Source organism: Gordonia sp. PDNC005 (genome assembly GCF_016919385.1).
Lineage (GTDB): Bacteria > Actinomycetota > Actinomycetes > Mycobacteriales > Mycobacteriaceae > Gordonia.
The window spans coordinates 604346-617105 of the sequence record NZ_CP070351.1; the positions used below are offsets into that span (position 1 = coordinate 604346).

Annotated in this window: 15 protein-coding genes and 1 tRNA gene; 6 read left to right on the forward strand and 10 right to left on the reverse strand. The window is 65.1% G+C overall.

The genetic code is table 11. The features are described 5' to 3' along the window. Positions 1-88: 88 nt before the first annotated feature. Together pth and JVX90_RS02945 are read right to left on the reverse strand one after the other, a co-directional pair. A complete protein-coding gene (gene pth / locus JVX90_RS02940; RefSeq protein ID WP_205330973.1) occupies positions 89-655 on the reverse strand; it encodes an aminoacyl-tRNA hydrolase in 567 nt (188 codons plus the stop codon). Positions 656-671: 16 nt separating this feature from the next. Beyond that, the gene (locus tag JVX90_RS02945; protein ID WP_205330974.1) at positions 672-1274 is read right to left on the reverse strand and encodes a 50S ribosomal protein L25/general stress protein Ctc; all 603 of its coding nucleotides are present in this window, start codon (positions 1272-1274) and stop codon (positions 672-674) included. A 159-nt stretch (positions 1275-1433) separates the two neighbouring features. On the opposite strand from JVX90_RS02945, the gene JVX90_RS02950 reads away from it, so the two are divergent. Further along, entirely contained in the window at positions 1434-1865 is a 432-nt protein-coding gene (locus JVX90_RS02950; protein WP_205330975.1) for a limonene-1,2-epoxide hydrolase family protein, read from the forward strand. Between the two features lie 15 nt (positions 1866-1880). Here the strand turns inward: JVX90_RS02950 and arsC are convergent, their stop codons facing one another. The 4 genes from arsC to JVX90_RS02970 form a co-directional block, all read right to left on the reverse strand. Next, positions 1881-2222: an arsenate reductase (glutaredoxin) gene (arsC, locus tag JVX90_RS02955; RefSeq protein ID WP_205330976.1), complete on the reverse strand. Its 342-nt coding sequence runs from the start codon at positions 2220-2222 to the stop codon at positions 1881-1883. Positions 2223-2795: 573 nt separating this feature from the next. Next, complete coding sequence (locus JVX90_RS02960) at positions 2796-3773, reverse strand: ribose-phosphate diphosphokinase (RefSeq protein WP_205330977.1); 978 nt, start codon at positions 3771-3773, stop codon at positions 2796-2798. 3 nt (positions 3774-3776) lie between these two features. After that, complete coding sequence (gene glmU, locus JVX90_RS02965) at positions 3777-5249, reverse strand: bifunctional UDP-N-acetylglucosamine diphosphorylase/glucosamine-1-phosphate N-acetyltransferase GlmU (RefSeq protein ID WP_205330978.1); 1473 nt, start codon at positions 5247-5249, stop codon at positions 3777-3779. A 44-nt stretch (positions 5250-5293) separates the two neighbouring features. After that, the gene (locus tag JVX90_RS02970; RefSeq protein ID WP_205330979.1) at positions 5294-5977 is read right to left on the reverse strand and encodes a GntR family transcriptional regulator; all 684 of its coding nucleotides are present in this window, start codon (positions 5975-5977) and stop codon (positions 5294-5296) included. Positions 5978-6067: 90 nt separating this feature from the next. Between JVX90_RS02970 and JVX90_RS02975 the strand changes: the two genes are divergently transcribed. After that, a tRNA-Gln gene (locus tag JVX90_RS02975) sits at positions 6068-6139 on the forward strand. Between the two features lie 49 nt (positions 6140-6188). On the opposite strand, the gene JVX90_RS02980 is transcribed toward JVX90_RS02975, so the two are convergent. Beyond that, a complete protein-coding gene (locus JVX90_RS02980; RefSeq protein WP_205330980.1) occupies positions 6189-6641 on the reverse strand; it encodes a MarR family transcriptional regulator in 453 nt (150 codons plus the stop codon). A gap of 74 nt (positions 6642-6715) precedes the next feature. Here JVX90_RS02980 and JVX90_RS02985 point away from each other — a divergent pair, with 74 nt between their 5' ends. Beyond that, a complete protein-coding gene (locus tag JVX90_RS02985; RefSeq protein ID WP_205330981.1) occupies positions 6716-7093 on the forward strand; it encodes a cupin domain-containing protein in 378 nt (125 codons plus the stop codon). Here JVX90_RS02985 and JVX90_RS02990 read toward each other — a convergent pair whose 3' ends face one another. Further along, positions 7094-8482 (reverse strand): DUF2252 domain-containing protein, encoded by a 1389-nt coding sequence (locus JVX90_RS02990; protein ID WP_205330982.1) that lies wholly within the window; start codon positions 8480-8482, stop codon positions 7094-7096. Positions 8483-8496: 14 nt separating this feature from the next. Continuing rightward, positions 8497-9621, reverse strand: coding sequence for a PLP-dependent aminotransferase family protein (locus JVX90_RS02995; RefSeq protein WP_205330983.1), 1125 nt, complete (start codon positions 9619-9621; stop codon positions 8497-8499). Between the two features lie 70 nt (positions 9622-9691). Between JVX90_RS02995 and JVX90_RS03000 the strand changes: the two genes are divergently transcribed. Together JVX90_RS03000 and JVX90_RS03005 are read left to right on the forward strand one after the other, a co-directional pair. After that, positions 9692-10126 (forward strand): MarR family transcriptional regulator, encoded by a 435-nt coding sequence (locus JVX90_RS03000; protein WP_205330984.1) that lies wholly within the window; start codon positions 9692-9694, stop codon positions 10124-10126. Between the two features lie 30 nt (positions 10127-10156). Continuing rightward, on the forward strand, positions 10157-10603 hold the full coding sequence (locus JVX90_RS03005) for an NUDIX domain-containing protein (protein WP_205330985.1): 447 nt from the start codon (positions 10157-10159) through the stop codon (positions 10601-10603). A gap of 37 nt (positions 10604-10640) precedes the next feature. Here JVX90_RS03005 and JVX90_RS03010 read toward each other — a convergent pair whose 3' ends face one another. Beyond that, a complete protein-coding gene (locus tag JVX90_RS03010) occupies positions 10641-11246 on the reverse strand; it encodes a TetR/AcrR family transcriptional regulator (protein ID WP_205330986.1) in 606 nt (201 codons plus the stop codon). A gap of 121 nt (positions 11247-11367) precedes the next feature. Here JVX90_RS03010 and JVX90_RS03015 point away from each other — a divergent pair, with 121 nt between their 5' ends. Next, complete coding sequence (locus tag JVX90_RS03015) at positions 11368-12759, forward strand: lipase family protein (protein ID WP_205330987.1); 1392 nt, start codon at positions 11368-11370, stop codon at positions 12757-12759. Position 12760: the final 1 nt, after the last annotated feature.

Sequence of the window (12760 nt, forward strand, 5' to 3'; positions counted from 1 at the left end):
CGTCCAACTATCGCTGGGAAACGAACTTCGGCACCCGAGTCCCGGCCGTTCTGCCTGGGTCGAGTGCCGAAGTGGAGTCAGCGGGTGATCACCATGCGTGGACGGTGTTCTGCGCCCCTTCGAGTCCGTTCTGGACAAGCAGCTCCGCCGCGTCGACACCGTTGGCGATGAGGAGTTCCACGTCGTTCTTCGCCGCCGACGGGAAGGGCTTGAGCACGAAGTCAGCCGGATCTTGGCGGCCGGGAGGACGACCGATGCCGAGACGAACGCGGAGATAGTCACGCGTACCGACGGCTGCGGTGATGGACCGGAGTCCGTTGTGGCCGCCTTCGCCGCCGCCCTGTTTGAGCCGGACCTGACCGAAGTCGATGTCCAACTCGTCGTGCAAGACGATGAGGTCGGCGGGGGCCACCGAATAGTAGGCGGCGAGCGGGCCGATCTGGCGGCCCGTCACGTTCATGTATGCCCGTGCTTTCGCAACGAGGACGGGTTCGCCGCCGATGCGGACGGTTGCCGTCTCGGCGCCGGACCGTTTGTGAACGGAGTACTTCTCTCCATACGAGAAGACCAGGCTGTCGGCGACCATTGCGCCGATGTTGTGCCTGGTCTTCTCGTAGGAGGGACCGGGGTTACCCAGTCCGACGATCAGTTTCACTGATGAAGCGGTAGATCTACTCTGCGGCTGCTTCTTCTGCGTCGCCCTCGGCGTCTGCGTCGTCCGAGCTGGAGCCCTTGGGCTCGTTGACGGCGACGATCAGGGTGCCCGGGTCCGAGACCAGGATGCTGCCCTCGGGAAGGTCGAGGTCGGCGGCGGTGATGGCCGAACCCGCACCGAGGCCCTCGACCGAGACGACGATCTGCTCGGGGATGTGCAGAGCCTCTGCCTCGATCTCGACGACGCTGGCGTCCTGAACCACCAGGGTGCCGGAGACGGCGTCACCCTCGACGGCGATGGAGACCTCGACGGTGACCTTCTCGCCGCGCTTCACGACGACCAGGTCGACGTGCTCGATGTAGTTGCGCAGTGCGTGGACGTCGACCTGCTTGGTGAGTGCGAGCTGGCTCGCGCCCTCGATGTCCAGGTCGACGATGGCGTTGAGACCGTTGTTACGCAGGATGGCGGCGAGGTCGCGTGCCGGCAGAAGCAGGTGCTGCGGGGTGGTGCCGTGGCCATAGAGAACGGCGGGGACCTGGCCTTCGCGGCGGGCGCGGCGGGCGTCGCCCTTGCCCTTGCCGGTACGGACGGAAGCAGACAGCTTCGAGGTGTTGGACATGGTGTCCTCCAATCGGTTTCGAGAATCGGTGGCGCCGCGACTAGCGGCTTCGACACGCGATCTCATCCGCACAAGGCAGTGGAGGTCTGCGCAATCGCGCCGATAACGGTGATCAGATCACCCTCGCCGTGACAACGGGAGACACCATACCATGGGGGGATGACCTCACAGAATCCTGCTGACCTGGTCCGACACTTCCTCACTGCGCTCGCCCGCGGCGACGTCGACTCCGCGCTCGCCGACGTCCACGACGAGATCGTGTACACGAACGTCTCTCTGCCGACGGTGCGTGGGATGCGCCGCTTCGCGCCGGTGATGCGGAAACTCAACTCGCCTGGAATCGGTTTCGACGTCGAATTCCTGTCCGTCGCGGCCGACGACGCCGTTGTCCTCACCGAGCGGTTGGACGAACTGCGGGCGGGGCCGTTGAAGATCCGGTTCTGGGTGTGCGGTCGATTCGAGGTGCGTGACGGTCAGATCGTCGTCTGGCGCGACTACTTCGACTTCTTCGACTGCACCAAGGGCTTCGCCCGCGCCGTCGTCGGCGTCGTCGTTCCGAGCCTCAACCGCTCGATCCACGGCGTCGGCTGACTTACCGGCCGAAGGTCAGAGGATCTCGTCGACGTTCTGCAACGGGCGGGCCAGGCGGGTGCCCTTGTCGGTGACCACGAAAGGGCGCTCCACCAGGACCGGATTGGTGACCATCGCGTCGAGGATCTCCTCGTCGGAGGCGTCGGCGAGCCCGAGTTCGGTGTACAGCGACTCCCGCTTGCGGACAGCCTGCCCCGGAGTCAGTCCGGCGTCGTGGAAGAGTTTCTGCAACTGCTCTCGGGTCCAACCCTCGGTGAGGTACTTGACGACGGTCACCTCGACGCCGGCTTCGGTGAGCTTGTCGAGAGTCTTCCGCGACGTCGAGCAGCGGGGATTGTGATAGATCGTTGCGTCCACGAGACAAGCCTAGCGCTGTGGGGTTTCGCGTTACGGTCGGATCATGAGGGGACTGTGGAGGATCGCGCTGATCATCGGGCTGGTGGCGACCACCCTGGGGGCCTCCTGGGTCACGGCAGGGAAGGCGTGCGCGTGCAGTTGCGCCGACAGACCCCGCCGACGAAGTCGTGGCCGACGCCTCGGCGATCGTTGAGGGTCGGGCGGTCTCAGAGTCGGTTGAGGGGACCAGTCGCACGTACCGGTTCGAGTCGACCGTTCATACAAGTCTGAGGTCAGTCGAGTGATCGCGGTGACGACGCACCGGGACAACCCGACCTGCGGGGCGTCGTTGCCGATTGGGCAGGACCAGCGGGTAGTGCTGCACCGAGACGACGGCGCGTGGACGACGACGCTCTGCAGTTCCTTGTCGCTGCGGTCGGGCCCGATGCCGGCTTCTGCCGGGAAGCCGTTCACCCCGGTCGCAGCGAGTTCGTCGTCCGACGCCGCAGATGACTCACGCCTGATGCGTTGATTCCCGCTCACGAACAATTCGTGAGCGGGAATCGACGTATCAGGCGTGAAGAGTTCCGGGCGTTATGCGACGCCGTTGAACAGGCTGGTGACCGAGCCGTTCTCGAAGACCTCGCGGATGGTCTGGGCGAGCAGCGGTGCGATCGACAGCACGGTGAGGTTCTCGAACTGCTTGTCCTCGGGGATCGGCAGGGTGTCGGTGGCGATCACTTCGCGTGCGCCGCAGTTGGCGAGACGCTCAGCAGCCGGGTGCGAGAACACGCCGTGCGTGGTGGCGATGATGACGTCGCCCGCACCGGCCTCCTTCAGGACGTTGACGGCGCCTGCGATGGTGCCGCCGGTGTCGATCATGTCGTCGATCAGGACGCAGGTCTTGCCCGCGACGTCGCCGACCACGCGGTTCGACTTGATCTGGTTCGGCACATCGGGGTCACGCGTCTTGTGGACGAACGCCATCGGCGCGCCGTCGAGCGAGTCGGCCCACTTCTCGCCGACCTTCACGCGGCCGGCGTCGGGCGACACGACGCAGATGTTCTCGGTGCCGTAATTGTTGCGCACGTACTCGGCGAGCTGGCCCTGAGCGTGCATGTGATCGACCGGGCCGTCGAAGAAACCCTGGATCTGGTCGGTGTGCAGATCGACCGTGATGATGCGGTCGGCGCCCGCGGTCTTGAACAGGTCGGCGATGAGGCGCGCGGAGATCGGCTCGCGGCCGCGGTGCTTCTTGTCCTGGCGGGCGTACGGGTAGAACGGCAGAATCGCAGTGATGCGCTTGGCAGACCCGCGCTTGAGTGCGTCGATCATGATGAGCGTCTCCATGATCCACTGATTCATGGGGTACGGGCAGCTCTGCAGGACGAATGCGTCGCTGCCGCGGACCGAGTCCTCGAAGCGGACGAAGATCTCGCCGTTGGCGAAGTCGCGAGCAGTCTGGGGCGTGACCGGGACGCCGAGGGCGTCGGAGACCGCCTGCGCCAGCTCGGGGTGCGCCCGACCGGCGAACAGCATCAGATTCTTCTGGTTGTCGGTGGTCCAAGTCATCAGCTAGCTCTTATTCTCCTGATCGAGGTCGTTCTTGGCGCGGACGGCCGCGTCTGCAGCCGCCGTTCCGGGGCGCTTGGTGGGCACCCAGTCTTCAATGATGCGCTGTGATCCAGCTGACACCGCGAGTGCACCCGCAGGCACATCCCCTCGGAGCACGGTACCCGCACCTGTGTACACACCGTCACCGATCGTGAGCGGTGCCACGAACATGTTGTCCGAGCCGGTCCGGCAATGGGAGCCGACGATCGTCTTGTGCTTGTGCACGCCGTCGTAGTTCACGAAGACGCTCGATGCGCCGATGTTCGTGTAATCGCCGATCTCGGCGTCGCCGACGTAGGTGAGATGCGGGATCTTGGTGCCGGTGCCGATCTGCGCGTTCTTGGTCTCGACGAACGCGCCGATCTTCCCGGAGTCGCCGAGGTCGGTGCCTGGCCGCAGGTAGGCGAACGGGCCGATGTCGGCGCCTGCGCCGATGATCGCACCGGACCCGTGCGTGCGGATCACTGAGGCTCCCTGTCCGACGACGACGTCGGTCAGGGTGGTGTCCGGGCCGATGACGGCGTCGTCCGCGATCACACATCGGCCGCGGAGCTGGGTGCCGGGCTCGATGTGCACATCCTGGCCGAGCACTACGTCGACGTCGATCCAGGTCGTCGCCGGATCGACGACGGTGACGCCTGCGAGCATGTGGCGTCGGACGGTCCGTCGATTGAGTTCGGCTCCGAGGTCGGCGAGCTGTGCGCGGTCGTTGCAGCCTGCGACGACGGACGGATCGTCGACGACGTGTGCGCGGACCACACGTCCGGCGTCACGGGCTATCTCGACGACGTCGGTCAGGTAGAACTCGCCCTGCGCGTTGTCAGTCGACAGACCGGCGAGCGCGGTGCGGAGGACGTCGGCGTCGAATGCGTAGATGCCCGCGTTGACCTCGGTGATCGCCAGCTCGGCGTGAGACGCGTCCTTGTGCTCGACGATCGCGGTCACCGCGCCGTCGGGGTCGCGCACGATCCGTCCGTACCCGGTCGGATCGGCGACCACGAAGCTCGTCAAGGTGACGGCCGCACCGTCTCCTGCGGTGTGTGCGTCGACGAGTGCTCCGAGGGTCGCCGCATCCAGCAGGGGAGCGTCGGCGACGGTGACCAGGACGGTGCCGTGGAAGTCGGGCAGCGCGTTGAGGCCGACTCGTGCGGCGTCGCCGGTTCCGCGCGGCAGATCCTGTTCGGCGATGAGGATGTCGCGTCCCAGCTCTCCTGCGACGGAGTCGATCTCGGCGATCACACGCGCTCGTTCATGACTGACGACGCCGACCAGGGCATCGGGTGAGATCCCGTTCGCGCCGTGCATGGCGTGTCCGACGAGGGACCGTCCGCCGATGCGGTGCAGAATCTTGGGGGTCTTCGACTTCATCCGGGTGCCGGCTCCGGCGGCCAGGACGACGACCGCGATTCCCGTTGTCGCGGGCAGACTGCTCATCGGTGATCCTTCGCTTCAGGCGTTGTCCACTGCGGTGACGAATCCTACGCACTCGAGGAGGCAGTCCAGAATCCGACGGATTCCAGATGCTCCACCAGCCGGTCGCGAGCGTTGCCGAACTGGGTGCGGATCTCGTCGGCGATGCCGTCCTTGTCGCGGTCTGCCAGCAGGGTGATCAGGCGGCGGTGGCTGGCGACGGCGCTCTCGCCCCACGCATGGTCGTGCACGTACACGTCGTACGGGCTGTAACGGCTGGCGGCGGTCAGGAACCACGCGACCTTCTTGCTGTCGGCCATGATGTTGATGGTTCGATGGAAGGTGAATTCGCCGGCGATCACATCGTCGGGCGCGCCGGCCTTGACCGCGGCCTCGATGTCGTCGACGATCGCCGTCAGTTCGGGGAGGAGGTCGGGGATGTCGTCGGAGTCGGCTGCCTGCGTTGCCAGACGAGCCGACAGTTCCGCCTGAATCCAGAAGATGTCCGTGACGTCTCGCCTGGTCAGCGCCTCAACGATGAAACCGCGATGTCGCGAGGATCGCACGAGCCCCTCCCCGCGCAGGGTCACGAGAGCCTCACGGACCGGCGTGACGCTGCATCCGTAGGCGATTGCGGTCTCGTCGAGCCGGACAAAATCGCCGGAGCGCAGGCGGCCGGTCATGATCTGGATCCGCAGGTCGTCAGCGACGACCTCCGTTATCTGTCGTCGCGGCATGCTGGGGCGGGACATCGCTCCATTCTCACAGCAACTGTCGAGCGAAGTCGAGAGGTCGACGAACGTGGGTCCGGCAGTCCTGTGGCAGAATCTTCATCGCAGCATTCCGCCGTGGTGTAATCGGCAACACTCCTGATTTTGGTTCAGGCATTTCAGGTTCGAGTCCTGGCGGCGGAGCACTGGTGGACACTCCATGTCCGTGTCAGCGCCGAGTTCGGCGGGTGATTCACTCCCAGTCGGACAGATCGGTGTCTGGGCGTCCGTCGGCGCCGATGAACGTCAAGGTTGCGAGCGTGATCGTGACGGCGTCGTCTCCAGCGGCCGCTCGCCACTGACCGATCTCGTGTCGGAATCGGTCGGCCGAGATCTCGAGCAGTCGGTGGCCTCGGGGACTGACAGTGATGATGCGTTCGCGGCGATCGTGTTCGTTCTGCCGTCGCTCGATGAGTCCGAGTGATTCCAATGACTGTGCGGTCTTCGTCGCAGCTTGTTTGGTTACTCCGAGTCGTGACGCGAGATCGACGCTGGTGCATCCGGTGCCGATCGCTTGCAGGGCGAAACCATGGGTGGTGCGGACGCCGGAGAAGCCGTGGTCGGCGAGATGTTGGTGAACGGCGTCGACGAGGCTGCGGAAGGCTCGCATCAGTAGGAATGGGGCCGCGGAGTCGTCGGAGATCACAGGAAGCATCGTATCGCGATGTCGACAATGTGGTTGACTATAAGTCGTCAACCACATTGTCTATCGGAGTTCTCATGGCACACCTGACCACCACCAATGCTCGACGCTTCGACGTGCACGGAGTCGAATTCACGTCGTTCGTGTCTAGCTCGAGCGGATCGACATCTCTTGCGGCGTGGCGTGCCGACTTCCGCCCGCGTACGCCGGGCCACACCCACACGATGACCCGTGAGGAAGTCCTGTACGTCGTCGACGGCGTACTCGATCTGGAAATCAACGACGAGAGCTTCGCCGCGGTCCAGGGCGACGCAGTCCTGGTACCTGCAGGGGCGATCTTTCGTGTGAGTAACAATTCCGAGAAGGCTGCCAGTGCGTGGGTGACGACGACCCTTGGGATGACCGCGACGATGCTCGACTCTGGGGCCGTCCTTGCCCCGCCCTGGGCCCAGTGACTACTGTCCCGGCCAACCCTCCACTGCGTCGACGGTGCCGTCGTCGACCGCCTTCGCGAGTTGGGCGTGATCGCGGTCGTTCTGATCTGCGTAGGCGAACGCGAACCTTCCGAAGGAGTCAGCGGCCTTGTCGGAACTGCCGAGGTAATCGTGGATGGCCTGGACGTCACCGCTGCGCGCGTGGGCGCGGGCGAGCACGTGGCCGCACGCGGTCGCGAACTGTGACAGGCGAGGCGCGATCATCTCGCCCTTAGGAATCACCTTGCCGTCGCGGAACTGACGGACGTAGAAGTCCATTCGCTGGTCGGTGTCGTCGCCGATCGACGTCCACCCGACGAACATGTCTGTCGCGCTCTGGATCATGCGCTGCCCGTGGATCACCCGAGAGCCGTGATTGTCGTACGGGCTCTCCCCGAGGAACTGCTCATACACTGAGGGCGCGGCCTGCTTGACCTGCAGGAACATCGGGTCGCCGGTGCGTCGCTCCTCGCTCAAGGTGAGGAACACGCGCATGCCCACGCTGCCGACCCCCACCACCTGCTGTACCGCGTCGACGAGGTCGAAACGCGACCACAACGATGAGATGTGGTCGGGCACAGACTTCTGGTACTGGGTGATGATCGATTCGAGCTCCGCCAAGTGATCCCTGAGGGCGTGCGTTCGGTACGGCGGGTCCTCGGTGATGCGCTGGACGCCGTCGACGACGTCGGTCAGCTTGCGGAACGCGCCACGGCTCGAGCGCTTCTCGGCGCGCTTCTCGATCAGCTTGTCGAGCTTGTGGTCGTCGTCGTCGGTCGCGTAGTCGAGGAGTTGTTCGGTGCTGACGCTGTCGTACCAGATGTCGATCTCGGGCCACGTCGAATAGCGCGCGATCCAGTCCCGGTAGCCGGCGAACCCCGCCGCGACGGCCGCCTTCGCATGCTCCTCGACGCCGTTTGCTCGAGCGAGGATCACCAGACTGGCGAGGAAACGCTTGACGTCCCATTCGAACGGGCCGGGGAGCGTCTCGTCGAAGTCGCGCAGGTCGAATGCCAGGTTCCGCTCGGGCGTCTTCCACAGGCCGAAATTGAGGACGTGCGCGTCGCCGCACAGTTGAACAGTGATGCCGGTGTTCGGCGCCGATGCGAGGTCGGCGGCCATCACGGCCGCGGCGCCGCGATAGTAGGTCCACGGGGTCGCGGCCATTCGGCCGTGGCGGAGCGGTAAGAGCCGCTGATCGCGAATCGTGTTCTGCGCCAATATTGTTGCGAGCGCGTCGTGCCCACGCGTTTCGGGCTTCCAGTCGCCGAGCGACTTTCGTCCGACCACCTTGCGCTGCGCTGCACCATCAATGCTGACGATCTTGTTGGGACGCGAGAAGAATGCCTGCTCGCCCTGCCAGAGGTTCATCCGCACATCTTGCCTCACGAACCTCGCTGATCGAAGTGTTCGGCGACCAAGTCGGCGAGGATCCGAAGGCCGCGGTCGGCGTCGTCGTGGTCGGCGTGGCTGAAGTTCAAGCGCATGGTGCCCAACGTTGGCGGACCCGCGTAGAACTCCTCGCCGGGCATGAATGCCACGCCACGGTCGACGGCCTCGTCGAGTAGTCCGCGCGTGTCGATCGGCTCGCGCAGTCGGAGCCAGAAGAACAGCCCGCCCGGCGGGCTCGTCCAGTCGGCGAGGTCGGCGAAGTGCGTGTGGAGCAGCCCGTCGAACCGGTCGCGTCGGTCGCAATAGAACGCGACGAGAGAGTCCAGACGCTCCTGCCAGCCGGAGTCGGTCATCGCTTCGAGCACGATCTGCTGGGACAAGCGCGAACTGTGGAGGTCGACGGCCTGCTTGAGCATGACCAAACGATCGAACAGATCTGGTGACGCGGTCATGAAGCCGAGCCGTAGGCCCGGGGCGAAGGTCTTGGAGAACGAACCCTGGTAGATCCAGGAGGCGCCGTGCATTCGCGCGACGATCGGTGTGCGGTCGACGTCGGCGTACGCCAGTTCACGGTAGGGGTCGTCTTCGAACAGGACGGTCCCGCCTTCACTGCAGATGCGGGCGATGCGATCGCGCTCGTGAGCCGACGCGCACGCTCCGGTCGGGTTGGCGAAAGTGGGGACGACGTACGCCAACGACGCTTCGGCGAGGCCTGCGTCGTCCAAGCCGGTGAAATCGGCGCCGTACAGGCGAAGGACCTGTAGGGCGGCGAGATACGTCGGGTCGTCGACAGCGGTGATCGACCCCGCGTCGACCATCAGTTTTGCGACGAGGTCGATACCCTGTTGGCTGCCGCTGAGGATGATCACCCGATCGGCAGTCGTGTCGACACCGAGGGTGCGGAGGTGGTCGGCGACTGCGCGTCGCAACGCGGGTTCGCCCTCGCTGGCGCCATACTGAAGCGTCTCCGGGCCGACGGTGCCGGACCAGTCGGGGAGCACTGCGGTCGCGGGCAGCCCGCCTGCGAATGACACCATGCCGGGACGATCGACAACACTCAAGACGGTTCGGATGGGGGACGGACGGAGGTCGTCGATACGATCGGAGAACGTCGGCATGGCAATCCTCTTTCGACAATAGGTCAAACAGGTTGTCGTGATTCTGCGCCGTCCCGGGAGGTACGTCAAGGTGTTTGACCAAAATCGTGAGACGGCGCTTCGCCAGGCGATCGAAGACCTGTACTTCGGCTATCGTGCGTTCACCGCACTCCCGGACGAGATTCTGGCGGCATCCGGGCTGGGCCGTACGCACCACCGAGTCCTCTACTTCGTATGCCGCCGCCCCGGCATGTCCATCGGGGAACTGGTGACCCTTCTCGACGTGACCAAGCAGGCTCTACACCGGCCGATCAAAGACCTCGAGGAGCGCGGCCTCGTGGTCAATGCCGCGGATCCCGACGATCGACGGGTGCGCCGACTCGCCGCGACGGACGCGGGCTCCGACCTCGAGCGACGTCTCACGCACACACAGATGGTGATGCTCGACGAGGTCTTCGCCGACGGAGACGGCGACTGGTACTCCGTGACGCGCAGAATGGCGAAACTGTCGCGCGAGAAGAGGTGACCCGTGGGCTCGCCGGGATAGCCTGGGCGTATGCACTTCACCGAGTACCACACTCGCCTGGCGTCGTATGTCCTTCTCATTGACGGTGAACAGATTCTCCTGTCCCGGTTTCGGGGCACGGCGACTCAGGCTCCGTGTTGGACGATGCCCGGCGGTGGAGTCGAGTTCAACGAGTCGCTGCACGATGCGGCGGTTCGGGAGGTCTACGAGGAGACCGGATACCGCATCGAGCTTGGCGCGATGCTCGAGGCCGACCACTTCACAGTGCCGGGCTCGGCGACGAGAGGGCCGGTCCGACTGCAGCGGTTCGTGTTCGCGGGAGCGATCACCGGCGGTGTCCTCGGCACCACGGAAGTCGACGGAACCACAGAACGCGCTGTGTGGATGTCGATCTCTGAGGTGCGGGCCCTTGAGGCGTCAGATCGTGCGGACGTCGTCGACCTCGCGCTTGCGCACGTCGTCGCGTCGTCTGCCTAGACGTTGAACGCCGACGGCGTCGGATGCGGCGTCCGTCTCACTGCCGCGGACCGAGGGCCTGCGGCAGAAACTCGGTGAGGACTGCGCGCGTCAGTGATCGATCGCCGGTGACGACCTGCTGCAGCATGAGTCCTTCGTGAAGCGCGACGATGAATGTCGGCAGGAGTGCCGCGCGATCGGCTTCGGCGCCTGATCGCTCGAGGACGGGTGCCAGGGCCGATTCCAGGCGAGTGGCCAATGCGTCCTCGAAGGCGGTAAGTCGCTCGGCCAGCGCCGGGTCGCGGGCTGCGGCGAGGGTGAACTCGGTCGACACCATCGCCCACTGGCGCGACTCCTGACTGTTGGCGAAGAGCGACTCGAGCGTCGAGAGGAGCGCGGCGTCCACATCGCCTGCGGTGCTGGTGACAGCACTCTCGATCCGCGCGACCTCGCGTTCCGCGTGCTGTTCGAACAAGGCCAGAAACAGGGCCTCCTTGTTCTTGAAATGGAGGTAGAACGTACCTCGCGACAGTGCCGCGGCCGAACAGATCTGGTCGATCGACGTGGCGTGAAACCCTTTGCTCGCGAACAGTTCCCAGCCTGCGCTCATGATCGACGCGACAGTGCGGGTGCGGGTCGGTACGCCCTTGGCCAAGTCGGCCACCGTCCTTTCCATTGACTTCGACATCGGTCGATGGCAGTCTATCGCTCCATAGATACACATCATGTTCATTTATGGCGGCATCGGGGCCGCCCATGATGGTGTCGATGGGGAGGATCTTCAGATGGTGAGAACACTGACTCGGTGGCTCGTGCCTACCGCGGTCGCAGTGCTGACGCTCGCGATTGCGCCGGTGACCGGAACGCCTCAGGCGTCGGCAGCACCGCACCAGCCGACCACCGGATTCTTCGCGGCCCCGGCCGGCGTCGCCGATCTGAAACCGGGAACTGTCATCCGATCTCGGCGTGTTGCGGTGAAGAGTCTTCAGGCGCTCCCGCTGAATGCGGACTCGTGGCAGCTGCTGTATCGGACGACCGATATGCAGGGCGCCCCCGACGTCACGACCACCACGGTCATCGTCCCGAGGGGTGAGCGGCCATCGAAGCTCCTGTCGTACCAAGCAGCGACCGACGCGGTCGATTCGACGTGTGCACCCTCGCACCAGCTGACCAAGGGTGCGCCCATCGACCTGACGACGCCGAAGGGGCCGGTCACGTTGAACAATCCGGCGGCCGAGATGCTGCTGGCGTCGGCGGGTCTCGCGAAGGGCTGGGCGGTCGCGATTCCCGATCACGGTGGATCCCGCAACACCTTCCTCACGCCACATCAACCCGGGTACGCGGTGCTCGACGGCATCCGGGCCGCGCAGTCGTTCGCGAAGACCGGACTGTCGGCGTCGAGCCCCACCGCGCTGTGGGGATACTCCGGCGGTGCGATCGCCAGCAGTTGGGCGGTCGAGGAGCAGCCGACCTATGCGCCGGAGTTGAACATCGTCGGCGCAGCGTTCGGTGCACCCGAACGCGATCTCGCGGCGTCGTTGAAGTCGGTCAACTTTACCCCGCTCGCCGGACTCATTCCGATCGCCCTCGGCGCTCTCGGCAAGGACTCGTCGGAGTTCAAGACGGCGTTGAACAAGTACCTGACTCCCGCGGGCAAGGCCAAGATCAAGCGCACCCTGAGTCGGTGCGTGGTGGAGAACATCGTCGAGAACCTGTGGTTCGACTACCGGAACTTCCTGACCAAGCCGGTGAACGTGGTGCTGCAGGACCCGGTGATCAAGAAGACCATCGCGGCGCGCGGCGTCACCGGACGCGGAAGCAAGGTGCCCCTCTACATCTACAACGGGATCACCGAGGAAGTCGCGCCGATCACCGGCACGGACAAACTCGTCCGCTCGTACTGCCGGGCGGGCAGCCGGGTGACGTACCGACGGGAACAGCTGCCGCCGAACCCGATTCCGCAGATCAGCTCGACTCACGGAATCGAACTGATCCTCGGCGGGCCGGCGGCACTGTCCTGGCTCGATCGCCGGATGGCCGCTGTGCCTGTTGCGACTGGATGCGACATCAAGACCACCCCGAGCACCTTCGCCACCGCAGGCGCACTACGTGAACTCGGACCGTCGTTCATCGTCAATCCGCTCGCTACGATGCTGGGACTCCCCATCGGGAAGTGAC